Annotated in this window: 33 protein-coding genes and 1 pseudogene; 31 read left to right on the top strand and 3 right to left on the bottom strand. The window is 29.8% G+C overall.

The window, feature by feature from the left end:
* Window position 1 precedes the first annotated feature (1 nt).
* From fusA to AC5SL3_RS02770, 28 genes and pseudogenes are all read left to right on the top strand, one after another.
* The gene (fusA, locus tag AC5SL3_RS02635; RefSeq protein ID WP_006996809.1) at window positions 2-2,080 is read left to right on the top strand and encodes an elongation factor G; all 2,079 of its coding nucleotides are present in this window, start codon (window positions 2-4) and stop codon (window positions 2,078-2,080) included.
* Between the two features lie 5 nt (window positions 2,081-2,085).
* A complete protein-coding gene (gene rpsJ, locus AC5SL3_RS02640; RefSeq protein WP_006996810.1) occupies window positions 2,086-2,394 on the top strand; it encodes a 30S ribosomal protein S10 in 309 nt (102 codons plus the stop codon).
* Between the two features lie 2 nt (window positions 2,395-2,396).
* Window positions 2,397-3,104: pseudogene (gene rplC, locus AC5SL3_RS02645) on the top strand (50S ribosomal protein L3); the annotation flags it as partial.
* A gap of 3 nt (window positions 3,105-3,107) precedes the next feature.
* Window positions 3,108-3,731 (top strand): 50S ribosomal protein L4, encoded by a 624-nt coding sequence (rplD, locus tag AC5SL3_RS02650; protein WP_011282156.1) that lies wholly within the window; start codon window positions 3,108-3,110, stop codon window positions 3,729-3,731.
* 1 nt (window position 3,732) lies between these two features.
* Window positions 3,733-4,026 (top strand): 50S ribosomal protein L23, encoded by a 294-nt coding sequence (rplW, locus tag AC5SL3_RS02655; protein ID WP_020169482.1) that lies wholly within the window; start codon window positions 3,733-3,735, stop codon window positions 4,024-4,026.
* Between the two features lie 2 nt (window positions 4,027-4,028).
* Window positions 4,029-4,874, top strand: a complete 846-nt coding sequence (gene rplB, locus AC5SL3_RS02660; protein ID WP_006996814.1) for a 50S ribosomal protein L2 — start codon at window positions 4,029-4,031, stop codon at window positions 4,872-4,874.
* The gene (gene rpsS, locus AC5SL3_RS02665) at window positions 4,874-5,167 is read left to right on the top strand and encodes a 30S ribosomal protein S19 (RefSeq protein WP_006996815.1); all 294 of its coding nucleotides are present in this window, start codon (window positions 4,874-4,876) and stop codon (window positions 5,165-5,167) included. The genes rplB and rpsS overlap by 1 nt, the downstream gene beginning before the upstream one ends.
* Before the next feature lie 2 nt (window positions 5,168-5,169).
* The gene (rplV, locus tag AC5SL3_RS02670) at window positions 5,170-5,568 is read left to right on the top strand and encodes a 50S ribosomal protein L22 (protein WP_006996816.1); all 399 of its coding nucleotides are present in this window, start codon (window positions 5,170-5,172) and stop codon (window positions 5,566-5,568) included.
* On the top strand, window positions 5,552-6,232 hold the full coding sequence (gene rpsC, locus AC5SL3_RS02675; RefSeq protein WP_011282155.1) for a 30S ribosomal protein S3: 681 nt from the start codon (window positions 5,552-5,554) through the stop codon (window positions 6,230-6,232). Before rplV ends, rpsC begins: the two co-directional genes overlap by 17 nt.
* Before the next feature lie 2 nt (window positions 6,233-6,234).
* Window positions 6,235-6,645, top strand: a complete 411-nt coding sequence (gene rplP, locus AC5SL3_RS02680) for a 50S ribosomal protein L16 (protein WP_006996818.1) — start codon at window positions 6,235-6,237, stop codon at window positions 6,643-6,645.
* A gap of 1 nt (window position 6,646) precedes the next feature.
* Entirely contained in the window at window positions 6,647-6,838 is a 192-nt protein-coding gene (rpmC, locus tag AC5SL3_RS02685; protein ID WP_006996819.1) for a 50S ribosomal protein L29, read from the top strand.
* Entirely contained in the window at window positions 6,831-7,067 is a 237-nt protein-coding gene (rpsQ, locus tag AC5SL3_RS02690; protein WP_011282154.1) for a 30S ribosomal protein S17, read from the top strand. Before rpmC ends, rpsQ begins: the two co-directional genes overlap by 8 nt.
* Window positions 7,064-7,432, top strand: a complete 369-nt coding sequence (gene rplN / locus AC5SL3_RS02695; RefSeq protein ID WP_006996821.1) for a 50S ribosomal protein L14 — start codon at window positions 7,064-7,066, stop codon at window positions 7,430-7,432. Before rpsQ ends, rplN begins: the two co-directional genes overlap by 4 nt.
* On the top strand, window positions 7,433-7,681 hold the full coding sequence (gene rplX, locus AC5SL3_RS02700; RefSeq protein WP_006996822.1) for a 50S ribosomal protein L24: 249 nt from the start codon (window positions 7,433-7,435) through the stop codon (window positions 7,679-7,681). It abuts the gene before it with no gap.
* Window positions 7,681-8,235 carry a 50S ribosomal protein L5 gene (gene rplE / locus AC5SL3_RS02705; RefSeq protein ID WP_011282153.1) on the top strand — a complete coding sequence of 185 codons (555 nt, stop codon included), beginning with the start codon at window positions 7,681-7,683 and terminating at the stop codon, window positions 8,233-8,235. Before rplX ends, rplE begins: the two co-directional genes overlap by 1 nt.
* Before the next feature lie 2 nt (window positions 8,236-8,237).
* Window positions 8,238-8,543 carry a 30S ribosomal protein S14 gene (rpsN, locus tag AC5SL3_RS02710; RefSeq protein WP_006996824.1) on the top strand — a complete coding sequence of 102 codons (306 nt, stop codon included), beginning with the start codon at window positions 8,238-8,240 and terminating at the stop codon, window positions 8,541-8,543.
* A gap of 10 nt (window positions 8,544-8,553) precedes the next feature.
* Entirely contained in the window at window positions 8,554-8,949 is a 396-nt protein-coding gene (rpsH, locus tag AC5SL3_RS02715) for a 30S ribosomal protein S8 (RefSeq protein WP_006996825.1), read from the top strand.
* Window positions 8,949-9,488 carry a 50S ribosomal protein L6 gene (gene rplF, locus AC5SL3_RS02720; RefSeq protein WP_006996826.1) on the top strand — a complete coding sequence of 180 codons (540 nt, stop codon included), beginning with the start codon at window positions 8,949-8,951 and terminating at the stop codon, window positions 9,486-9,488. The genes rpsH and rplF overlap by 1 nt, the downstream gene beginning before the upstream one ends.
* A complete protein-coding gene (gene rplR / locus AC5SL3_RS02725) occupies window positions 9,488-9,844 on the top strand; it encodes a 50S ribosomal protein L18 (RefSeq protein WP_006996827.1) in 357 nt (118 codons plus the stop codon). The genes rplF and rplR overlap by 1 nt, the downstream gene beginning before the upstream one ends.
* 2 nt (window positions 9,845-9,846) lie before the next feature.
* Window positions 9,847-10,359, top strand: coding sequence for a 30S ribosomal protein S5 (gene rpsE / locus AC5SL3_RS02730; protein ID WP_006996828.1), 513 nt, complete (start codon window positions 9,847-9,849; stop codon window positions 10,357-10,359).
* The gene (gene rplO / locus AC5SL3_RS02735) at window positions 10,359-10,820 is read left to right on the top strand and encodes a 50S ribosomal protein L15 (RefSeq protein ID WP_006996829.1); all 462 of its coding nucleotides are present in this window, start codon (window positions 10,359-10,361) and stop codon (window positions 10,818-10,820) included. Before rpsE ends, rplO begins: the two co-directional genes overlap by 1 nt.
* A 10-nt stretch (window positions 10,821-10,830) precedes the next feature.
* Window positions 10,831-12,111, top strand: a complete 1,281-nt coding sequence (secY, locus tag AC5SL3_RS02740; RefSeq protein WP_006996830.1) for a preprotein translocase subunit SecY — start codon at window positions 10,831-10,833, stop codon at window positions 12,109-12,111.
* Between the two features lie 4 nt (window positions 12,112-12,115).
* Entirely contained in the window at window positions 12,116-12,757 is a 642-nt protein-coding gene (locus AC5SL3_RS02745; protein ID WP_494578632.1) for an adenylate kinase, read from the top strand.
* Window positions 12,758-12,812: 55 nt separating this feature from the next.
* Window positions 12,813-13,196, top strand: a complete 384-nt coding sequence (gene rpsM / locus AC5SL3_RS02750; protein WP_006996832.1) for a 30S ribosomal protein S13 — start codon at window positions 12,813-12,815, stop codon at window positions 13,194-13,196.
* A gap of 7 nt (window positions 13,197-13,203) precedes the next feature.
* Window positions 13,204-13,656, top strand: a complete 453-nt coding sequence (rpsK, locus tag AC5SL3_RS02755) for a 30S ribosomal protein S11 (protein WP_006996833.1) — start codon at window positions 13,204-13,206, stop codon at window positions 13,654-13,656.
* Window positions 13,657-13,659: 3 nt separating this feature from the next.
* On the top strand, window positions 13,660-14,688 hold the full coding sequence (locus tag AC5SL3_RS02760; RefSeq protein ID WP_006996834.1) for a DNA-directed RNA polymerase subunit alpha: 1,029 nt from the start codon (window positions 13,660-13,662) through the stop codon (window positions 14,686-14,688).
* The gene (rplQ, locus tag AC5SL3_RS02765; RefSeq protein WP_006996835.1) at window positions 14,688-15,125 is read left to right on the top strand and encodes a 50S ribosomal protein L17; all 438 of its coding nucleotides are present in this window, start codon (window positions 14,688-14,690) and stop codon (window positions 15,123-15,125) included. The genes AC5SL3_RS02760 and rplQ overlap by 1 nt, the downstream gene beginning before the upstream one ends.
* Before the next feature lie 24 nt (window positions 15,126-15,149).
* Window positions 15,150-16,064 (top strand): RluA family pseudouridine synthase, encoded by a 915-nt coding sequence (locus AC5SL3_RS02770; protein WP_006996836.1) that lies wholly within the window; start codon window positions 15,150-15,152, stop codon window positions 16,062-16,064.
* Here the strand turns inward: AC5SL3_RS02770 and lipB are convergent.
* Complete coding sequence (gene lipB / locus AC5SL3_RS02775) at window positions 16,045-16,665, bottom strand: lipoyl(octanoyl) transferase LipB (protein ID WP_494578634.1); 621 nt, start codon at window positions 16,663-16,665, stop codon at window positions 16,045-16,047. The two genes, AC5SL3_RS02770 and lipB, sit on opposite strands and share 20 nt — an antisense overlap.
* 61 nt (window positions 16,666-16,726) lie before the next feature.
* Between lipB and mgtE the strand changes: the two genes are divergently transcribed.
* Complete coding sequence (gene mgtE, locus AC5SL3_RS02780; RefSeq protein ID WP_494578636.1) at window positions 16,727-18,100, top strand: magnesium transporter; 1,374 nt, start codon at window positions 16,727-16,729, stop codon at window positions 18,098-18,100.
* Here the strand turns inward: mgtE and panC are convergent.
* Complete coding sequence (gene panC, locus AC5SL3_RS02785) at window positions 18,097-18,939, bottom strand: pantoate--beta-alanine ligase (protein ID WP_494577284.1); 843 nt, start codon at window positions 18,937-18,939, stop codon at window positions 18,097-18,099. The genes mgtE and panC overlap by 4 nt on opposite strands.
* A gap of 4 nt (window positions 18,940-18,943) precedes the next feature.
* Here panC and AC5SL3_RS02790 point away from each other — a divergent pair, with 4 nt between their 5' ends.
* Together AC5SL3_RS02790 and AC5SL3_RS02795 are read left to right on the top strand one after the other, a co-directional pair.
* Window positions 18,944-19,756: a sugar phosphate nucleotidyltransferase gene (locus AC5SL3_RS02790; protein WP_494578638.1), complete on the top strand. Its 813-nt coding sequence runs from the start codon at window positions 18,944-18,946 to the stop codon at window positions 19,754-19,756.
* Window positions 19,756-21,054 (top strand): UDP-glucose dehydrogenase family protein, encoded by a 1,299-nt coding sequence (locus tag AC5SL3_RS02795; RefSeq protein WP_271767209.1) that lies wholly within the window; start codon window positions 19,756-19,758, stop codon window positions 21,052-21,054. Before AC5SL3_RS02790 ends, AC5SL3_RS02795 begins: the two co-directional genes overlap by 1 nt.
* On the opposite strand, the gene AC5SL3_RS02800 is transcribed toward AC5SL3_RS02795, so the two are convergent.
* Entirely contained in the window at window positions 21,051-21,512 is a 462-nt protein-coding gene (locus AC5SL3_RS02800; protein WP_494578640.1) for a RidA family protein, read from the bottom strand. The genes AC5SL3_RS02795 and AC5SL3_RS02800 overlap by 4 nt on opposite strands.
* Window positions 21,513-21,514 lie beyond the last annotated feature (2 nt).

A 21,514-nucleotide genomic window follows, 5' to 3' on the forward strand; every position in this document is an offset into this window, starting at 1 on the left:
TATGGCTAGAACACATACATTAAATAAATATAGAAATATTGGTATCATGGCTCATATTGATGCTGGTAAAACTACTACCACCGAAAGAATTTTATATTACACAGGAAAAAGTCATAAAATTGGTGAAGTACATGATGGTGCTGCAACAATGGATTGGATGGAACAAGAACAAGAAAGAGGTATTACGATTACATCAGCAGCAACAACTTGCTTCTGGAATGATCATAGAATTAATATCATCGACACGCCTGGACACGTTGACTTTACGATTGAAGTAGAAAGATCATTAAAAGTTTTAGATGGTGCTGTTTGTGTTTTTGATGGTGTTGCCGGTGTAGAACCTCAATCTGAAACAGTATGGAGACAGGCTGATAAATATAAAGTTCCAAGAATTTGTTTTGTAAACAAGTTAGATAGAACGGGTGCTGATTTTTATAGATGTGTTGAAATGATTAAGGATAGATTAGGCTGTAAGCCTCTACCAATTCAAATCCCTATTGGTATTGAAGCAGATTTATCTGGCGTTGTTGACTTAGTTAAAATGAAAGCTCAAGTTTGGAAAAATGAAGCTTTAGGAGCTGAATGGGAATACAAAGAAATTCCTGATGATTTAAAAGAAATTTCACAAAAATACAGAACTGAATTAGTTGAAATGGCTGTAGAGCAAGATGAAAAACTAATGGAAGCTTACCTAAATGGGGAAGAAATCAAAGAAGAAGATTTAGTAAAATGCATAAGAAAAGGAACTTTAAATTTTAGTTTTGTTCCAATAACTACTGGTTCAGCTTTTAAAAACAAAGGTGTTCAACCTTTACTTGACGCTGTAATTAACTACTTACCAAGCCCGATCGATATTGGATCTATTAATGGAACTAAACCAGGTAGTGAAGATGTTGTTGAAATGAAGTTTGATGATGGTACAGGATTTTCTGCATTAGCATTTAAAGTTGCTAATGACCCATTTGTTGGTTCATTAACTTTTATTAGAATTTACTCGGGAACGATTAGAACTGGAACTGCCGTTTATAATACTTCAAAAGATAAAGAAGAAAGAGTTGGTAGAATGCTTTTAATGCATGCGAACTCAAGAGAGGATATCAAAGAAGCAAATACGGGTGACATTGTTGCTTTAGCTGGTTTAAAATACACGATAACAGGACATACTCTTTGTGATGAAGCTAATCCTGTTTTATTAGAACCAATGGAGTTCCCGGAACCTGTAATCGAAATTGCTGTTGAGCCTAAAACAAAAGCTGACCAAGAAAAAATGGGTGAAGCATTAGGAAGATTGGCTAAAGAAGACCCATCATTCAGAGTAACGTCAGATGAAGAATCTGGTCAAACTATTATTAAAGGAATGGGTGAGTTACACCTTGATATTATTGTCGATAGAATGAAAAGAGAATTTAATGTAGAGGCAAATGTTGGTGCTCCTCAAGTTGCTTATAGAGAAACATTACAAAACGCCTCAGAATTTGAATATACTCATAAAAAACAAAGTGGTGGTGCTGGTCAGTTTGCAAAAGTTAAACTTTTGGTTGAGCCACAAGAGCCTGGTTCAGGTAGATCTGTCGAAAGCAAAATTAAAGGTGGTGCAATTCCTAAAGAATTTATTCCTGGTGTTGAAAAAGGAATTGAAACAATTTCAGACGGCGGAATTTTAGCAGGATTTCCAATGATTGATTATAAAGTTACAATTTTAGATGGATTACATCATGATGTTGACTCAAGTGTTCTTGCATTTGAATTAGCAGGTAGAGCTTGCTTTAAAGAAGCGTGTACTAGAGGAACTTTGAAATTATTAGAACCAGTTATGAGAGTTGAAGTTGTCACACCAGAAGATTATATGGGTGATGTTATTGGTGACCTGAATAGTAGAAGAGGCCAAATCAGTACTCAAGAAAATAGAGGAAATGCAACAGTGATTACAGCTATGGTTCCTTTAGCTAATATGTTTGGTTATATAAATAGTTTAAGATCAATGTCTCAAGGTAGAGCTCAGTATTCAATGTTTTTTGATCATTACTCTAAAGTCCCACAAAATGTTCAGGATGAAGTAACTAAAAAGATTGCAGGCTAATTATTATGGAAAAACAAAATATAAGAATTAAATTAAGAGCATACGACAATAAGATTCTAGATGCATCTACAGAAGAAATTGTAAATACTGTAAAAAGAACAGGTGCCACGATAAAAGGACCAATACCTTTACCAACTAGAATTGAAAGATACACCGTTTTAAAAGGTCCTCACATTGATAAAAAAAGTAGAGAGCAATTTGAAACAAGAACACACAAAAGATTAATAGATATTATAGAGCCAACACCTCAAACTGTTGAAGCTTTAATGAAATTAGATTTAGCATCAGGTGTGGATGTGGAGATTAAAATTTAAATATGACCGAGATTGCATTAATTGGGAAAAAAATTGGTATGACTAGAGAGTTCTATAAAACAGGGCGTTTAGTTCCAGTAACTGTTATTAAAATGGAAAAGGCTAGAGTGATCCAAGTTATTGACGAAGAAAAACGTGGATATAAAGCTGTGCAACTGGGGTTTGGTAAAATTAAAGCATCTAAACTTACAAAAGCAATGAAAGGCTTTTATGCAAAGAAAAATACAGAAGCTAAGAAAAAATTAAAAGAATTTAGAGTTAAAGATACAGAGTTATACAAAGAAGGTAACGAATTTGGTCTTGAAATATTTAATGAAGTTAAGTTTGTTGATACTACTTCAAAAACTATTGGTAAAGGTTTTGCAGGTGCCATGAAGAGACACAATTTTGGTGGATTAAGAGCTACACACGGTGTTTCTGTATCACATAGATCTCATGGATCCACTGGACAAAGACAAGATCCTGGTAAAGTTTTTAAAGGTAAAAAAATGGCTGGTCATATGGGTGATAGAGTTAGAACTATGCAAAATTTAGAGATTATTAAGACAGATGTTGAAAATGAATTGTTATATTTAAAAGGATCAATTCCTGGTTCAAAAAATACTGAAATCTTAGTTAAAAAGTCAGTAAAAGTTATAAATAAAATGACTATTAATGAAAAAATTGCTGCCGCTGAAGAAGCTAAAAAAACACCAGATAAAAAAGAAAAAATAATGAAAATTGATAAATTAAACTTAGACGGTAAAAAAGATTCAATTGAAGTTTTAGATAAAATTTTCTCTGCTAAAATTAACAAAAGATTGGTTGATAACGTATTATATAAAACTAATGCTAATTACAAAGGTAGACACGCAAAAACTAAACAACAAAATGAGATTACTGGATCTACATCTAAAATTTATGCTCAAAAAGGTACTGGTGGAGCTAGACACGCAAGTAGAAAAGCACCTATTTTCGTTGGTGGTGGTGTTGCACATGGACCTAAAGGTGAGCTGGCATACAAAAAAAGAAAATTAAATAAAAGTGAAAAAAAACTAAGTATTGCTTCACTAATTACTGAGAAGAATAAACTTAATAATTTGATAATTTTTAGTGATTTTGGAAATGAGATTAAAAAAACTAAAGAAATGCATTCAATTATTAAAAAATTTGAAATTACAAATTCATTAATAATTTTAGATAAATCATCTAAAGAGAAAATTGAAAAGTCAGTTAGAAATATTCCAAATGTTAAAGTTACGGATATTAATCATTTCAGTGCATTTGATATTATAAAGTTTAAAAAAGTAGTTTTTACAGAAAGTTCAATTAAAGAACTAGAAAAGAGATATTCTTAAAATGGATAAAATACATTTATACGATAAAATTCTATCACCAATGGTTACTGAGAAAACAACTAACTTGTCAGAACAAAATAAAATTGTTTTTAAAGTACCCAGAGCTGCCAACAAAACTAATTTGAAGAAAAATATTGAAAAGATTTTTAAAGTTAATGTTACAAAAATAAATATTATCAATAAACAAAATCGAACCAAAGTAACTAGAGGTAAAAAAGTTAATGTTCAAGGTTACAAAAAAGCAATAATAACACTTAAAAAGGGTCAAAGTATTGATCTAACATCTGGAATTTAAAAATGGCATTAAAAACATTCAAACCCTATACAAAATCAACAAGAGGAACAATCTTAGTTGATAGAGCTGGTCTTTGGAAAGGCAAGCCATTTAAGGCCTTAGTTGAGCCAAAAAATTCAATGCGTGGAAGAAATAATAATGGACACATAACTTCTCGTAATATGTCAGGCGGTGGGCACAAGAAAATGTATAGGTTGGTTGATTTCTACAGAAAGAAAATCGACATGCCAGGCACTGTCGAAAGAATTGAATATGATCCAAATAGATCTTGCTACATCATGTTAGTTAAGTTTGATGATGGACAACATTTTTACTATTTAGCTCCTCAAAAAATTAAAGTAGGTGATAAAGTTGAAAATGGATCGGAAAAAGAAATTAAAGTTGGAAACTGTATGCCACTTAGAGATATTCCTGTTGGTATCAATATCCATAATGTAGAGCTAAAACCTGGAGCTGGTGGAAAAATAGCTAGATCTGCAGGTACATCTGTTACTATCAGTGGGTTAGATGGAAATTACTCATTAATTAAAATGACCTCTGGAGAGGTTAGAAAAATTGATTCAAGATGCATGGCAACAATTGGTGTGCTTTCAAACCCAGATCAAAAAAACATTAAGATTGGTAAAGCTGGAAGATCAAGATGGCTTGGTAGAAGACCTCATACTAGAGGAGTTGTGATGAATCCTGTTGATCACCCACACGGAGGTGGTGAAGGTAAAACTGCAGGTGGTAGACATCCAGTATCTCCAACAGGTCAATCTGCAAAAGGATTAAAAACTAGAGACAATAAGAGTACAGATAAATTTATAGTTAGAAGAAGAAACAACAGGAAGGATTCTAAAAAATAATGGCTAGATCAGTATGGAAAGGACCTTTTGTTGAAGAGAGCTTGATTAAAAAAGTTGAAAAACAAAAATTAGATCCAAAAAAAATGCCTATTAAAACGTGGTCAAGAAAATCAACAATAATTCCTGAGTTTATAGGGGTTAGTTTTTTGATTTATAATGGAAAAAAATTCATTCCAGTTACTATATCTGAAGATATGGTGGGTCATAAATTAGGTGAATTTTCTCCAACTAGAACATTTTTTGGACATACACCAGCTGAAAAAAAAGGAAAACCAGCTGAGAAGAAAAAATAATTATGAATAAAAAAAAGAAAATTAACAGAACTAAAGTAGATACAGTTAGATCTGTAAATAATAATATTAGATCTAGTGTTAGAAAACTTAACCCAATACTTAAAGCAATTGTTGGAAAAAAAGTTGATGTAGCTATTAGAGAGCTTCAATTTTCTGCAAAAAGAATTACTAGAGAAATAAGAAAAACAGTTTCATCAGCTGTTGCTAACGCTGAAAATAACAATCAATACGACATAGATAAACTAATTGTTAAAGAAGCATACTGTGGAAAAAAAGTTGTTATGAAAAGATTTAGACCAAGAGCAAAAGGTAGAGCTGCACCAATTTTAAAACCTTATTCAACTATTACAATTATATTATCAGAAGCAAAACAAATGGAGAGTCATGGGTCAAAAAGTTAATCCTGTTGGTTTCAGACTAGGTGTAAACAGAGGTTGGGATTCTGTCTGGTATGCAAAAAAGAAAGATTTTGGAAATTATCTTATCGAAGATTTTAAGATCAGAGCATATATCAAGAAAAATGTTGTTAATTCTGGTGTATCTAAAGTTATGATAGAGAGAACCTCTAATAAATGTTTTGTTACTATTTACACATCAAGACCGGGATTTGTAATTGGAAAGAAAGGTAGTGATATTGATAAAATAAAAAACAATTTATCTAAATTTACCAACAATGAAGTAACACTTAATATTAAAGAAGTTAAAAAACCGGAAACAAATGCTTATTTAGTTGCTGAAAATATAGCACAACAATTAGTTAAAAGAATATCATATAGAAGAGCCATGAAGAGAGCTATGCAATCATGTTTAAGACTTGGTGCAAAAGGCATTAAAGTTTCTATTAGTGGTAGACTAGGTGGAAATGAAATAGCTAGAACTGAATGGTTAAGAGAAGGAAGTATACCATCACATACTTTAAGAGCAGATATTGACTATGCAGAAGCTGAAGCATTAACAACATTTGGTATTATTGGAATAAAAATATGGATTTATAAAGGTGAAGTATTCGCTAAAGAATTTAGCCAAGAAACTAACAAGATAGTTCCAAAAGAGGTTAAAGAATAATTATGTTACAGCCAGTTAGAACAAAATACAGAAAAGCTCATAAAGGAAGAATTCATGGAACAGCTACACGTGCTAGCAAGATTAACTATGGATCTTTTGCATTAAAAGCTATGGCGCCAGAGAGAATTATAGGAAAACAAATAGAAGCTGCTAGAGTTGCTTTAACAAGACACATGAAAAGACAGGGCCGTGTTTGGACAAGAATCTTTCCAAATATACCCGTTTCAAAAAAACCTGTTGAAGTACGTATGGGTAAAGGTAAAGGAGCTCCTGAATATTGGGCTTGCAGAGTGAAGCCAGGTAGAATTTTATTTGAAATTGATGGTGTTTCAGAAACAATAGCAAAAGAAGCACTTTATAAGGCTTCAGCTAAACTACCTATAAAAACAAAATTTATTAAGAGATTTGCATAATATGAAAAAACAAGAAATTAAAAAATTATCTAAGGACGAAGTTATCAAAAATATTGATAAATTAAAAAAAGATTTATTTAACTTTAGATTTCAAAAAATTAATTCACAAGTTACAGATCCATCTAAAATTGGACAAACTAAAAAAACTATAGCTAGATTAAAAACTACACTAAAAGGAAAATTAAATGCCTAAAAAAATATTAACAGGAGTAGTAACAAGCGATAAACCAAACAAAACTATAACTGTATCTGTTGAAAGAAAATATTCGCACCCAGTATTAAAAAAAGTAGTTAAAGTTAGAAAAAAATATAACGCACACGATGAAAACAATAAATTTAAAACTGGAGACACAGTGTCAATTATTGAGTGTAAGCCTTTTTCTAAGAATAAAAAATTTCAAGTAATGGATGAATCTAAATGATACAAGTACAAACTGAATTATTAGTAGCTGATAACACTGGTGCAAAAAGAATAGAATGTATTAAAGTTTTAGGTGGCTCTAAACGTAGATACGCAAGTATTGGTGATACTATCGTTATCGCAGTTAAAGAGGCATTACCTAAAGGAAAAGTTAAAAAAGGTTCTGTTCATAAAGCTGTTGTAGTTAGAGTTAAAAAGGGAATTCATAGGGAAGATGGATCTAAAGTTAGATTTGATAATAATGCAGCTGTTTTAGTTGATGATAAAGGTGAACCAGTGGGGACTAGGATTTTTGGTCCAGTAACAAGAGAATTAAGAAGTAGAGGTCAAATGAAAATAATTTCATTGGCTCCAGAGGTTTTATAAATGATTAAAAAAGGATTAAAAGTTAGAGTTTTAACAGGAAGAGATAAAAAAAAAGAGGGTGAGGTTATTGAAATCGATAGACCTAATAACAGAGCAAAAGTTCAAGGAATTAACATTGTGAAAAAACATGTTAAAACTACAAAAGAAAAAAAAGGTGGAATAGTCTCTAAAGAGAGCTTCATCCACATTTCAAACCTTAAACTTATTGACGAAAAAGCTAAAACAAAAAAAACTGAGGCTAAGAAATAATGATACCTAGATTAAAAGAACTTTATTACAAAGAAATCCAACCACAGCTTAAAGAAACCCTTGGATATAAAAATACCTATATGGGGCCAAAAGTTGAAAAAGTTGTTATTAACATGGGTCTTGGTCTTGATGGTGCTGATGCAAAAATTATGAAATCTACTGAAGAAGATTTAGGGAAAATTACAGGTCAAAAACCAACTGTGACTAAATTTAAAAAATCAGTAGCAAACTTTAAAACGAGAAAAGGTACAAACGCTGGTTTAAAAGTTACTTTAAGAGGCAACAAAATGTATGAATTTTTAGATAGACTTGTAAATATTGCTTTACCAAGAATTAAAGACTTTAGAGGCTTATCTCCCAAAGGATTTGATAAGTTTGGTAATTATACGTTTGGCATTAAAGAACATATAATTTTTCCAGAAGTTAATTTTGATAGAATTGATAAGATTAGAGGTCTTGATATTGTAGTTGTGATCTCTGCTTTAAATAAAGATCATAGTTTTGCTCTTTTAGAAAAACTAAATTTTCCATTTATTAAAAAAGGAGACAATTAAGAATGGCTAAAGTAAGCGCAGTAAATAAAAACAATAAAAGAATTAAACTTTCAGATAGGCTTTTCAAAAAAAGACAAGCATTAAAGAAAATTGTAATGGATAAAAAAATATCATTAGAAGAAAGATTTAAAGCACAGCAAAAGCTTTCAAATTTACCTCGTAATTCTGCAAAAAACAGAGTTATGAATAGATGCCAAATTACTGGAAGACCACACGGTGTATACAGAAAATTAAAAATATCAAGAATAGCCTTAAGAGACTTGGGACTGCATGGATTAATTCCTGGCATGACTAAGTCGAGTTGGTAGAAAGGATAATATGAGTTTAAGTGACCCAATAGGGGATATGATCGCAAGAATAAAAAATGCACAAGTGAGAAATCACAAGAAAGTAGCATTACCTTCTTCTAACTTTAAAGTTAAGATTGCAGATATTCTTAAAAGTGAAGGATTTATAAAAGACTATAAAATTGAAACTGAAAATAATAAACCCACATTGTCAGTTGACTTAAAATATTATTCTGGAAATCCAGTAATTAGTACTTTTGAGAGAGTATCTAAGCCTGGTAGAAGAATATTTTCAAGTGCTGATAGTTTGCCAAAAATTAATGGCGGACTAGGAATAGCTATTGTATCAACACCAAAAGGTGTAATGACTGATATTGAAGCTAGAAAACAAAAAGTTGGTGGCGAAATAATTTGTAAGGTATTTTAATGTCTAAAATTGGTAAAATAAGTATTTCAATCCCTGAAAAAGTTAAAGCAGTACTTTCTGGTAGTGTTCTTAACATTGAGGGACCTTTAGGTAAAAAATCACTTAATATTGATCTTGAAATGTTTAATCTTGACGTTACCGAAGGAAAAGAAATATCTATCAGCCCTAAAGTAAAGGATCAAAACTCAAAAAGATTATGGGGCATGAATAGAAGCTTAATCAATAATGCTGTTATTGGGTCAAGTACTGGCTATGAAAAAATTCTTGAGCTTGTTGGAGTGGGTTACAGAGCTGCATTAAAAGATAAACAGTTAAATTTACAATTAGGTTATAGCCACGATATTAATTTTGATATTCCTGAAGGAATTAAAATTGTTGTTGAAAAACAGACGGTAGTTAAAGTCAGTGGATCTGATAAACAACAAGTAGGTATGGTTGTTTCAAAAATCAAAGCTTTTAGAAAACCAGAGCCATATAAAGGCAAAGGTATTAGAGAGCAAGGTCAATACATTCTAAGAAAAGAAGGGAAGAAGAAATAATGAAATTAAACACCATTCAAAGAAAGAAATTTAGAGTTACTGGTAAATTAAAAAAAGTTGCATCATCTGATAGATTAAGACTAAGCATATCAAGATCTGCAAAAAATATTTCAGCTCAAATTATTGATGATGTTAAAAACATTACTCTAGTGTCATGTTCTTCTGTTGAAAAAGACATTCGTTCTATGGACAAAGTAAATAAAACAGAAATTTCTAAAATAGTAGCAGAGAAACTTGCAAAGAAAGCCCAAGAAAAGAAAATATCAAAAATATTTTTTGATAGAGGTATATACAAATACCACGGCAGAGTTAAAGTTTTTGCTGAAACACTACGTAAAAATGGAATGGAATTTTAATTATGGATTTTAAAGATAAAAAAGACGACGGTATTTTAGAAAAATTAGTTCACATCAACAGAATTACAAAAGTAGTAAAAGGTGGTCGTAGATTTGGTTTTTCAGCTTTAGTAGTAGTTGGTAATCAAGCAGGTAAAATTGGAGTAGCGCATGCTAAAGCCAAACAGGTGCCTGATGCAATTAAAAAAGCCAATGAAACAGCAAGAAGAGTTTTAATCCATGTGCCGCTAAGAGAAGGTAGAACTATTCATCATGATGTTTATGGTAAAGATGGTGCTGGTAAAATTATTTTAAGATCTGCTCCTAAGGGAACAGGTATTATTGCAGGCGGTCCTGTAAGAGCAGTTTGTGAAGTTTTAGGAATTAAAGATATAGTTGCTAAATCAATGGGTACATCAAACCCTCACAATATGATAAGAGCGACGATGAAAGCTCTTTCAAAACAAAATTCACCAAAGCATATTGCAACAATTAGAAATAAAAAAATTTCTGATGTAATCGAAAAAAGAGGATAATGACTACATTAAATACTACAGGAAAAGTTTTATACAAAAAAAAGATGAGAGTCGGTAGAGGTATCGGTTCTGGAAAAGGAAAAACATCTGGCAGAGGTGTTAAAGGTCAAAAATCTAGATCTGGTGTTGCTATTAAAGCTTTTGAAGGTGGTCAAATGCCTTTATATAGAAGATTACCTAAAAGAGGCTTTAATGCAATTAAGAGATACCAAGCTGTTATTGCAATAATGAACTTGGAAAAAATTCAAACTTTTATAACTGAAAAAACAATTAATTCTGGTGATGTTATTAATATGGCATTACTTAAAAAACTTAAATTGATCAATAAAAATTCACAAAAATTAAAGATACTAGGTACAGGTGAAATTAAAGATAAAGTTAATATCGAAGCTGACTTAATCTCTAAATCTGCTGTAGAAAAATTAGAGAAAGCTGGCGGAACAATACAATTAAAAAAATAATTAAGATATTATGAGCTCTTCTTCTCAAACTAATGATCTTAAAAATCGTATAATCTTTACAATATTTATCTTAGCAGTTTATAGATTTGGTACTTTTGTGCCAATTCCAGGCATTGACCCTGAGCAATTACAAACAATGATGAGTGGTAATCAAAAAGGATTACTTGGAATGTTCAATGTTTTTTCAGGCGGGGCTGTAAGTAGAATGGCTATATTCGCACTTGGAATTATGCCTTATATTTCATCTTCAATCATAGTTCAGTTATTAACTGGCGTATCTGATTATTTTAAAAATTTAAAGGCACAAGGTGAAACTGGAAGAGCAAAAATAACTCAAATCACAAGATATGGAACTGTAATTCTTGCTACTATTCAGGGTTACGGATTATCTATAGGTTTACAATCTTCTGCTGACTTAGTTATTAATCCAGGCTTATTTTTTACTATAACAGCGGTATCAACCATTGTTGCTGGTACAATGTTTTTAATGTGGCTTGGTGAACAAATAACACAAAGAGGTATCGGTAATGGTATTTCGTTGATTATTTTTGCTGGTATTGTTGCTGAAATTCCACGTGCTTTAGTTACTACATTCGAGTTGGGTAGAACGGGCGCTGTATCTACAATTATGATTATTGGAATTTTTGTATTATTAGTCGCAACAATTATGTTCATTGTTTTCATGGAAAGAGCATTAAGAAAAATTTTAATAAATTACCCTAAAAGACAAATGGGAAATAAAATGTACGGTGGTGAATCTTCTCATTTACCTTTAAAGATTAACCAAGCCGGTGTTATTCCAGCAATCTTTGCTTCAGCTTTATTATTATTGCCTGTAACCTTTTCTAATTTTAGTTTTTCAGACAATGACACATTCTTAAATTTAAGTTCATACTTTACTCAAGGACAACCCCTTTACATGTTGCTTTATGCTTCTGGAATAATATTTTTTACTTTTTTCTACACATCCATAACATTTAATCCAACTGAGACTGCTGATAATTTAAGAAAATATGGTGGTTTTGTACCTGGGATTAGACCAGGTGAAAATACAGCTTTGTATATTGAAAAAATTGTGACAAAACTTACGACAATTGGGGCATTGTATTTAACAATAGTTTGTTTAATGCCAGAATTTCTAATTGCTAATTATCCAATACCCTTTTATTTAGGTGGAACTTCAATCTTGATTGTTGTTGTAGTTGCAATTGATACCGTTACACAAATCCAAACTAGATTAATGAGCTCTCAATATGAGCAATTAATTAAAAAAACAAAATTCGGAAAATAATTAAGTGAATATAATTCTTTTTGGTCCTCCAGGAGCGGGTAAGGGGACTCAAGCTCAATCTATTGTTAAAAAACATAATTACTTCCAATTATCAACAGGAAATCTATTAAGAGATGAAGTTAAATCTAAAACTGATCTTGGAGTGGATATAGAAAAGCTAATATCTAATGGCAAATTTGTTTCAGATGAGATCGTAAATACTTTATTAAGACAATCTTTAATTAATTTAAAATATAGAGATAGAATTATTTTTGATGGCTATCCAAGAAATGTTGAACAAGCTATTAATTTAGAAGTTTTATTAAATGAGTTTAACCAAACAATAGGGCATACTATATTTTTAAATGTATCAAGAGACATTATTGAAAAACGTATTATGGGCAGAATGACCTGTGAAAAATGTAATATGACGTTAAATGAATATTTTAATAAGGAGCAAATAGAGCTTCATCCTTGTGGTGTTGAACACTTAAAGAAAAGAAAAGATGACAATCTTGAAATTGTTATTTCTAGATATGACACTTATATGTCTTCAACAAAACCAGTGTTAGAATTCTATTCAAAAAATTCAAATTTCACTGAAATTGATGGAGCAGGTGAAATTGATCAAATAACCAATAAAATTAATGAAATTCTTAAGGTTTAAGACGTTGACTTTGGAACATCTTCTTATATAAAAGGCTAAATTTATTCTCAAAAATATGGCTCGTATAGCAGGTGTAAACATTCCGCAAAACAAACTTGTCCACATAGGACTAACGTACATCTATGGTATTGGTAATAAATTTTCTAGCCAAATTTGTACTTCTTTAGAAATTCCTAAAGCAAAAAGAATAAATGAACTTACTGACGAAGATATTTTAAAAATTAGAGAATACATTGATGCAAATTTTAAAGTCGAAGGTGATCTTAGAAGAGATTACTCTTTAACTATTAAAAGATTAATTGACCTTGCTTGTTACAGGGGATCTAGACATAGAAAAAAACTTCCTGTTAGAGGACAAAGAACAAGATGTAATGCAAGAACAAGAAAAGGTAAAGCAATAGCAATTGCTGGTAAAAAATTAACTCCACTTAAAAAATAATTAATTTATGGCTAAAGTAGATAAAGTTGAGAATAAAGATGCTGTTGTAGAAAAAAAAGTAGATAAAAAATCTAAGAAAAGTTCTTATTCCAAAAAAAAGAAAATAAAAAAAAATATTCTTAATGGTATTGCTTATGTACAGTCTACTTTTAACAATACAATAATTTCAATTGCAGATACTAATGGAAATGTAATTTCTTGGGCATCCGCTGGACAAAAAGGTTTTAAAGGTTCAAGAAAATCAACACCTTATGCTGCACAAATTGCTGCAGATTCTGCTGCATCTAAAGCTTTAGAATATGGAATGAAAACTTTATCAGTTGAGGTTAAAGGACCTGGTTCAGGAAGAGAAACCGCATTAAGAGCTTTACAAGCGAGAGGATTTAAGATTCTTTCAATAAAAGATACAACACCAATGCCACATAACGGCGTAAGACCACCAAAAAAAAGGAGAGTTTAATAAATGGAAAGTTTAAATGTAAATGCTAAAAATTGGAAAGCATTAATTAAACCAGCTCAATTAGATGTTAAAATTAGTGATGACAAATCACATGCAAAAATTATCGCAGAACCTTTAGAAAAAGGATATGGTTTAACTTTAGGTAATTCTTTAAGAAGAATTTTACTTTCATCAATCAGAGGTGCTGCTGTAACTTCAATTCAAATTGATGGTGTTTTACATGAATTTACATCTATCAAAGGTGTTAGAGAAGATGTTACTGACATAGTTTTAAACGTTAAATCATTAGCTTTAAAAAGCTCATCAGAAACTACTAAAAAACTTATTTTAGATGCTAAAGGTCCTGGAGAAATTAAAGCTTCTGACATAGCACCAGTTGCCGATATTGAAATTTTAAATCCTGATCTGGTTATTTGTAATTTAGATGAAAATACGCATTTCCATATGGAAATGAATGTTGGAACAGGTAAGGGATACGTTCCTGCAGTAATGAACAAACCAGAAGAACCACCTTTGGGATTAATTGCTATAGATTCTTTATATAGTCCAGTTAAGAAGGTTTCTTACTCTATAAGCACAGCAAGAGAAGGAAAAGCCCTTGATTATGATAAATTAATTATGGAAGTTGAAACTAATGGATCAATTTCTGCTGAAGATGCCGTTGCTTATTCTGCTAGAATTTTCCAAGATCAACTAAATATGTTTGTTAATTTTGACGAACCTGTTGAAGTACCTGTAAAAGAAGTTTCATCTGAGCCTGAATTCAATAAGAATTTATTAAGAAAAGTTGATGAACTTGAATTATCTGTGCGTTCTATGAATTGTCTTAAAAATGATAATATTATTTACATTGGAGATCTAGTTCAAAAGTCAGAAGGTGAAATGCTTAGAACACCTAACTTTGGAAGAAAATCACTTAATGAAATAAAAGAAGTATTAACTGGTATGTCTTTATACTTAGGTATGGAGATTCCGAACTGGCCACCAGAAAATATAGCTGAAATGTCTAAAAAGTTAGAGGAGCAAATCTAATGAGACATGGTATGGCTAATAAGAAGTTAAATAGAACTTCTGAACATAGAAAAGCTTTATTGAAGAATATGCTTAATTCTTTAATAAAATATGAGCAGATCACTACAACACTTCCAAAAGCTAAATTCTTAAAACCTCAAGCTGATAAAATCATAACTTTAGGAAAAAAAGAGACTCTTCAAACTACAAAAATGTTAATGTCTAAATTACAAGATATAACATCTGCGAATAAAGTAAAAAAAACATTGTCAAAAAGATATGAAGCAAGAAATGGTGGCTACACAAGAATCATCAAAGCTGGCTTTAGATATGGTGACAATGCACCTATGGCTGTAATTGAATTTGTAGATAGAGATGTTGAGGCAAAAAGAGTTGATAGAAAGAAAAAAGATCCAGCTAAAGATAAAACTGAAGAGAAAAAATTAGCTACTGCTTAATTTTTTATATAAAATTATATCATCATGAAAAAGTCTTTTAACGTTGATTCAACGTTTAACGATATGCGTATCGATAGATGGATACGTAATAATCTTGGCAATTACCCTCAAGGTCTAATTGAAAAAAGTTTAAAAAGTGGAAAAGTTAAAATCAATAATAAAAAAATTAAAAGCTCTCATAAAGTAAAGACAGGTGACACTATAGATTTATTCAACTTTGATTTTAAAGAAACAATTGTTCAAAAGACAATTAAATTTGTACCTTCAGAAGAAGTTATTAAAGAAAATGAAGAATTAATAATTGATAATAATGATGATTTCATTGTTCTTAATAAAAGCTCTGGTATTTCAGTTCAAGGTGGAACTAAATCTAAAAAAAATCTTGTAGATATATTTGCTCGTAGTGAAATTTTTCAGGACACAAAACCATTTTCTGTACATAGACTTGATAAAGATACATCTGGAGTTTTTATTATGGCAAAACACAGACAATCCGCTCAGTTATTAACTTCTTTATTTAGACTTCGAAAAGTTCATAAAACTTACCTGGCTATATGCCATGGAGAATTGCAAAAGGACTCTGGTGAGTGGAATGATGATTTAACCAGATATGATAATGATAGAGAGGTAGTTGAAAAAGCTAGAACACTTTACAAAGTTTTAGATAAAAATTCTATATGTAGTCTAGTTGAAATGAAACCAATCACAGGAAGAAAACATCAACTAAGAAAACAACTTTATGCAGTAGGATGTCCAATCTATGGGGATCAAAAATATAAATTTAGTAACACAGATAAAGCAATAAATAAAAATTTAATGCTTCATTCATATCAAATTAAATTTATGATAAATGATAAAAAATATACCTACACAGCATTATTACCAGATTATTTTAAAAAACTTTTAAAGACAAAAAGACTTAGATTTCCAAATTCTTAGAAAAGGTTTCAATAATAATTTCATCTAAATTCTTATAGTCTTGATCTTTAATTTCTTTAAGATTGATTACGCCTTTGTCTGAAATACCACACGGAATAATATTTTTATATTTTGTAAGATCGTTATTAATATTTATTGCAAATCCATGATAGGCTATCCACTTACTTACTCTTACACCTATTGCTGCAACTTTATTAATTTTACCTTTATGGTCAGTCCAAATACCAATGTTTTTTGGATCACCAAATGTCTTAATATTAAATTTTGATAAACTGTCAATAATCGTCTCTTCAATTAAAGTTATAAATTTTCTTATATCCTTTTTTCTTTTTTTTAAATCTATCACAAAATAACAAATCAATTGACCTGGACCATGATAAGTAATTTTTCCTCCACGGTTTGTTTTTACTAGACTAATATCTTTATTAAGAATTTCTTTTTCTTTATAACTCGTACCTGCTGAATAAACCTCTTCATGTTCTAAGATCCATATCAAATCCTCTTTTTGACCATTGTTTATCTCCAATAATCTTTCTTCAAGTAGTTTTATTGCATCTTCATATTTTATTGGTTTTATTGACTTTTTAATCTCCATATTCATTTATAAATTGTATTATTTTTATTATGCACTATTAGTGCAAAATTGATTTATAGGTAAATTTATGTCTTTAATAAAAAAAATAAAAGATAAAAAAGTTAATTTTGAGTTTAATAAAGAGTACATAAAAGTTGTTACTTCTAAGATTGTTAATAATGATGCTCAATTTATTACTAATTCTTTTAATGAGATGCACCCAGCTGATGCGGCTGATATAATTGAACATCTTGGTCAAAATGATAGAGAAAGCTTAATTAAACTTAATAATTTCAATATAGATCCAGAAGTTTTTATTGAATTAAACGAGTCGGTGCAGTCTGAAATCATAGCTTATCTTTCACCTGATACTATTGTTAGACTTTTAAAAAATCTTGAATCTGATGATGCGATTACAATTTTAGAAAATGTTGATGAAAAAGATAAGAATACAATATTAAGCTCCTTACCTCCAAAAGATAGATTTGCTTTACTTGAAAGTTTAAGTTATCCGGAAGACACAGCTGCTAGAATAATGCAACGTGAGTTCACGGCCATTCCTAGTAATTGGTCAGTTGGTCAAACAATTGACTATTTAAGAGAAAATAAAGATTTACCTGAGGAATTTTTAGAAATTTTTATTATAGATGAAGATTTTAAACCGATTGGAACTGTTCCATCATCTAAAGTTTTGACTACTTCGAGAGAAACTAAAATGCTTTCTATTATGTCAGAATCTCAACTACTTATTCCTGTTGATATGGACAAAGAAGAAGTTGGTAACGTGTTTGAAAACTATAGCTTAAATTCAGCAGCTGTTGTTGATAAATCAAACAAGTTGGTTGGTATGATCATGTATGACGATGTTTTAACCGTATTAAAAGAAGAAGCTGAAGAAGATGCCTTAAGATTAGCTGGGGTAGGGGATGAAGAAATTACTGATGGAGTTTTTAAGAAAACTAGAAGAAGATTTAACTGGCTTTTATTAAACCTATTTACAGCATTTCTTGCAACCTGGGTTATTAGTTTATTTGGTGCTACAATTGAACAAATGGTAGTGCTCGCATTTCTTATGCCAATTGTTGCATCTATGGGTGGTAATGCTGGAATGCAAACTTTGGCAGTAACTGTAAGAACATTAGCAACAAATGACTTAACAAAAAACAATTTTACACAAAATATTTTAAAAGAATTTAATATTGGTATTTTAAATGGCATTATATTTGCAATAATAAGTGCTTTAGTAGTTCAAGTTTGGTTTCAAGATTCTCTACTTTCTTTAATAATTTCTATGTCAATGATAGTTACGATGATTGTTGCAGGTTTATTTGGAATTTTAGTACCTATAACTTTAAAAAAAATGGATATTGATCCTGCTATTGCATCAAGTGTGTTTGTGACAACTATTACTGACGTTATAGGTTTTGTTTCATTTCTTGGTGTTAGCGCTTATTTTCTCTAAAAATTGTCAATTAATCGTACGTTATTAATATAGTAAGCCACAAAAAGTTTAAAAGGTTTGTTCATAATATTTGTGCTTAAATTATGTGTGTTTCTACATTCCAAATATTCAATTTTAATATCAAAATTTTTAGATAGTTCTTCTTTTAAATTAAATATCATTTTTTTGTAATTTTTTTTGTTTTTTTTAATCTCATTTTTTAGAGATAATAGTTTTTTTGCAATTATTCCTGAATTGATAAAACTTTTTTTATTTAATAAAGAGTTTCTAGAAGATAAAGCTAGTTTGTTTTTTTCTCTGACTGTTTTACAAACGTGAACTTTGATATTGTACTTATTTTCAATATATTTTTTAACCAAGAAAAATTGTTGAAAATCTTTTTCCCCCATAAACATTTTTTTTGGAGAAATTAATTCAATAAAACGATCCAAAACATCAAGTACACCTTCAAAATGTCCTTTTCTAAATTTTGCACATAATATTTTTTGTGATTTATTTAGTTTAATCTTATTATTTTTTTTCCAATAAATTTGTTTAATGGTTGGCAAATATACATAGTCAACTTTAAGTTTTTTAAGGTAACTCAAATCTTGCTTTAAATTCTTTGGGTATGTTTTATAATCTTTTTTATTGTTAAATTGAGTTGGATTAATAAAAATACTTACTAATGTTTTTTTGCAGTTTTTTTGTGATGTTTTGATTAATGTTTTGTGACCTTCATGCAAACTTCCCATTGTTGGGACAAAACCTAATCTTTTATCTAACTCAATTGCCTTAATTAAATCAGTTTTTAATTTTATTAATTTCATTTGTAATAAGAATATTAATAAGTAAAACATTTATATGATTAAACAAGCTATAATTCCTTTAGCTGGTCTTGGGACTAGACTACTACCACTAACAAGTGTTTTTGCTAAAGAGCTTCTACCTATTAATGGAAAACCAGGCTTAGAATATATTATCGAAGAATGTATTGAGGCTGGTATTAAGGAAATTGTATTTATTATTTCTAAAAAAAAATTGATGATAAAGAAATATTTTTATAATGATAAATTTTATAAAGATATTATCAAGAAAAAAAATGATCCAAAAATTATCAAAGAATATAAAAAAATTCTCAAATATAAAAAAATGATTAAATTTGTTTTTCAAGACAAACCATTAGGAACTGGTGATGCTGTCTACAAGACTAAAAAATTTATTACAGATGAATATTTTTTAATGTTGCTACCTGATGATTTGATAATTAAACAAAACTGCTCTAAGTCCATGATTGCTGTGCATAATAAATTTAAAGCATCAGTTATGGCAAGTATGAAGGTTAATAAAAATGATGTATCTAGGTGGGGTATCTACAACATCAGAAAAAAAATTGATAAAAATAATTTTATTATAAATAATGTTGTTGAAAAACCTTCTATAAAAACTTCACCTTCTAATAATGCTGTAATAGGAAGATATATATTACCTAAAACAATTTTTTCTAAATTAAAATCTCTAAAACCAGGTAAAAGTGGTGAATTTCATATCACTGACGCTATCCAAGCTTTAATAGAAGATGATAATCATTTTATCGGTCACAATTTTTCAGGTAAATACTTAGATTGCGGAACAATGAAGGGTTATATTAAATCAACTTTGGAGATTTCTAAATAATGAAACTTTGTATGATAGGAACGGGGTATGTTGGTTTAGTAAGTGGAGTTTGTTTTTCCGACTTAGGAAATGACGTAATTTGTGTTGATAAAGATTTGAGTAAAATTGAAAACTTAAAAAATGGTATTATCCCAATATACGAACCTGGTTTAGATGAATTACTCATTAAAAATTATAAAAATAATCGTTTAAAGTTCTCTACGAACTTAAAAGATTCAATTTCAAAGTCTGATATTATTTTTATTTGTGTTGGCACACCCACTAAAAAAAATGGAAATAACGCTGACTTAAGTCAGGTATTCAATGTTGCAAAAGAAATTAGTAAATCTATTAAAAAATTTAAAGTTATTATAACTAAATCTACTGTTCCTGTGACCACTGGAGACGAAATAGAAAAAATTATTTCAAAAAAAGTATCAAAAAAATTTTTTTCAGTAGTTTCAAATCCTGAATTTTTAAGAGAAGGTGATGCCATAAGAGATTTTACTTATCCAGATAGAGTAGTAATAGGTACAAATAATAAAAAATCTAATAAGATATTAAAAAATCTTTATTCACCATTGATATCAAAAGGTGCAAAGTACGTTAATACGTCTCGAAGAGCAGCGGAATTAATAAAGTATGCTTCTAATGCTTTTCTCGCAACAAAGATTACTTTTATTAATGAGCTAGCCAATTTGTGTGAAAAAATTAATGTTAATGTGGAGGATATCTCCATTGGGATGGGGCTTGATGATCGTATTGGCAGCCGTTTTTTAAGAGCAGGTCCTGCTTATGGTGGATCTTGTTTTCCTAAAGATACTAAAGCTATTACAGCTACTGCCAATAAATTTAAAACAAATTTAACAGTTATTAAAAGTGTCATTAAATCGAATGAAAATAGATCATCATTAATGTTAAAAAGAGTTTTTGATATTTTAAAAAATAAAGTAAACAATAAAAATATTTGTTTCTTAGGTGTTACATTTAAGGCAAATACTGATGACATGAGAGATTCTTCAAGTCTAACAATGATCCCTGCATTAATTAAAAAAGGTGCAAAAATAAATTATTTTGATCCTACTGGTGAAAAGTCAGATTTTAAAAAATTTAATAATGTTACTTTTTCAAACAACATTAAAGACGCAATTAAAAAATCAGATTTAATCATTATTCATACAGAATGGAATGATTTTAAAACTATTAATTTCAAAAAAGATGTTAAAAATAAAAAATTCTCAATTTTTGATATGAGAAATATTTACTCTGCTAATAAGATGAAAGATCAGAAAATTAAATATTTTAGTATTGGAAATTAATTTAATTCAAAAATAGCATCAACTTCAACTGACACACCAAGGGGCAAACTATTTGTACTAACTGCAGCTCTTGTGTGCATTCCAGAGTCTCCAAAAACTGAAACTATTAAATCTGAAGCACCATTTATTACTTTGGGTTGTTCTATAAAGTCTTCTGTTGAATTAACAAACCCTGTAAGTTTTATACAAGATTTTACTTTTGAAAGATCATTGTTACAAACTTTTTTAACTTGAGATATTATATTTAGGCCACAACGTTTAGCTGCCTCATATCCATCTTCAGTTTTTAAATCCTTACCAACCTTACCTTTGATCAATTCTCCATTTGCTGCAATAGAAATTTGTCCTGAGATAAATAACATTTTACCAATTTGTTTTGATGCAAGATATGATCCAACTGGATCTCTTGCTTCTGGTAGTTCTAAGTTTAATTCTTTTATTTTATCTTCATATGACATGA

The organism is Candidatus Pelagibacter sp. PS_34, assembly GCF_059417845.1.

Excerpts from the sequence above, each read along its gene's own strand:
- fusA (WP_006996809.1), top strand. The coding sequence starts at position 2 with ATGGCTAGAACACATACATTAAATAAATATAGAAATATTGGTATCATG.
- rpsJ (WP_006996810.1), top strand. The coding sequence starts at position 2,086 with ATGGAAAAACAAAATATAAGAATTAAATTAAGAGCATACGACAATAAG.
- rplD (WP_011282156.1), top strand. The coding sequence starts at position 3,108 with ATGAAAATTGATAAATTAAACTTAGACGGTAAAAAAGATTCAATTGAA.
- rplW (WP_020169482.1), top strand. The coding sequence starts at position 3,733 with ATGGATAAAATACATTTATACGATAAAATTCTATCACCAATGGTTACT.
- rplB (WP_006996814.1), top strand. The coding sequence starts at position 4,029 with ATGGCATTAAAAACATTCAAACCCTATACAAAATCAACAAGAGGAACA.
- rpsS (WP_006996815.1), top strand. The coding sequence starts at position 4,874 with ATGGCTAGATCAGTATGGAAAGGACCTTTTGTTGAAGAGAGCTTGATT.
- rplV (WP_006996816.1), top strand. The coding sequence starts at position 5,170 with ATGAATAAAAAAAAGAAAATTAACAGAACTAAAGTAGATACAGTTAGA.
- rpsC (WP_011282155.1), top strand. The coding sequence starts at position 5,552 with ATGGGTCAAAAAGTTAATCCTGTTGGTTTCAGACTAGGTGTAAACAGA.
- rplP (WP_006996818.1), top strand. The coding sequence starts at position 6,235 with ATGTTACAGCCAGTTAGAACAAAATACAGAAAAGCTCATAAAGGAAGA.
- rpmC (WP_006996819.1), top strand. The coding sequence starts at position 6,647 with ATGAAAAAACAAGAAATTAAAAAATTATCTAAGGACGAAGTTATCAAA.
- rpsQ (WP_011282154.1), top strand. The coding sequence starts at position 6,831 with ATGCCTAAAAAAATATTAACAGGAGTAGTAACAAGCGATAAACCAAAC.
- rplN (WP_006996821.1), top strand. The coding sequence starts at position 7,064 with ATGATACAAGTACAAACTGAATTATTAGTAGCTGATAACACTGGTGCA.
- rplX (WP_006996822.1), top strand. The coding sequence starts at position 7,433 with ATGATTAAAAAAGGATTAAAAGTTAGAGTTTTAACAGGAAGAGATAAA.
- rplE (WP_011282153.1), top strand. The coding sequence starts at position 7,681 with ATGATACCTAGATTAAAAGAACTTTATTACAAAGAAATCCAACCACAG.
- rpsN (WP_006996824.1), top strand. The coding sequence starts at position 8,238 with ATGGCTAAAGTAAGCGCAGTAAATAAAAACAATAAAAGAATTAAACTT.
- rpsH (WP_006996825.1), top strand. The coding sequence starts at position 8,554 with ATGAGTTTAAGTGACCCAATAGGGGATATGATCGCAAGAATAAAAAAT.
- rplF (WP_006996826.1), top strand. The coding sequence starts at position 8,949 with ATGTCTAAAATTGGTAAAATAAGTATTTCAATCCCTGAAAAAGTTAAA.
- rplR (WP_006996827.1), top strand. The coding sequence starts at position 9,488 with ATGAAATTAAACACCATTCAAAGAAAGAAATTTAGAGTTACTGGTAAA.
- rpsE (WP_006996828.1), top strand. The coding sequence starts at position 9,847 with ATGGATTTTAAAGATAAAAAAGACGACGGTATTTTAGAAAAATTAGTT.
- rplO (WP_006996829.1), top strand. The coding sequence starts at position 10,359 with ATGACTACATTAAATACTACAGGAAAAGTTTTATACAAAAAAAAGATG.
- secY (WP_006996830.1), top strand. The coding sequence starts at position 10,831 with ATGAGCTCTTCTTCTCAAACTAATGATCTTAAAAATCGTATAATCTTT.
- rpsM (WP_006996832.1), top strand. The coding sequence starts at position 12,813 with ATGGCTCGTATAGCAGGTGTAAACATTCCGCAAAACAAACTTGTCCAC.
- rpsK (WP_006996833.1), top strand. The coding sequence starts at position 13,204 with ATGGCTAAAGTAGATAAAGTTGAGAATAAAGATGCTGTTGTAGAAAAA.
- AC5SL3_RS02760 (WP_006996834.1), top strand. The coding sequence starts at position 13,660 with ATGGAAAGTTTAAATGTAAATGCTAAAAATTGGAAAGCATTAATTAAA.
- rplQ (WP_006996835.1), top strand. The coding sequence starts at position 14,688 with ATGAGACATGGTATGGCTAATAAGAAGTTAAATAGAACTTCTGAACAT.
- AC5SL3_RS02770 (WP_006996836.1), top strand. The coding sequence starts at position 15,150 with ATGAAAAAGTCTTTTAACGTTGATTCAACGTTTAACGATATGCGTATC.
- lipB (WP_494578634.1), bottom strand. The coding sequence starts at position 16,665 with ATGAATATGGAGATTAAAAAGTCAATAAAACCAATAAAATATGAAGAT.
- mgtE (WP_494578636.1), top strand. The coding sequence starts at position 16,727 with ATGTCTTTAATAAAAAAAATAAAAGATAAAAAAGTTAATTTTGAGTTT.
- panC (WP_494577284.1), bottom strand. The coding sequence starts at position 18,939 with ATGTTTTACTTATTAATATTCTTATTACAAATGAAATTAATAAAATTA.
- AC5SL3_RS02790 (WP_494578638.1), top strand. The coding sequence starts at position 18,944 with ATGATTAAACAAGCTATAATTCCTTTAGCTGGTCTTGGGACTAGACTA.
- AC5SL3_RS02795 (WP_271767209.1), top strand. The coding sequence starts at position 19,756 with ATGAAACTTTGTATGATAGGAACGGGGTATGTTGGTTTAGTAAGTGGA.
- AC5SL3_RS02800 (WP_494578640.1), bottom strand. The coding sequence starts at position 21,512 with ATGTCATATGAAGATAAAATAAAAGAATTAAACTTAGAACTACCAGAA.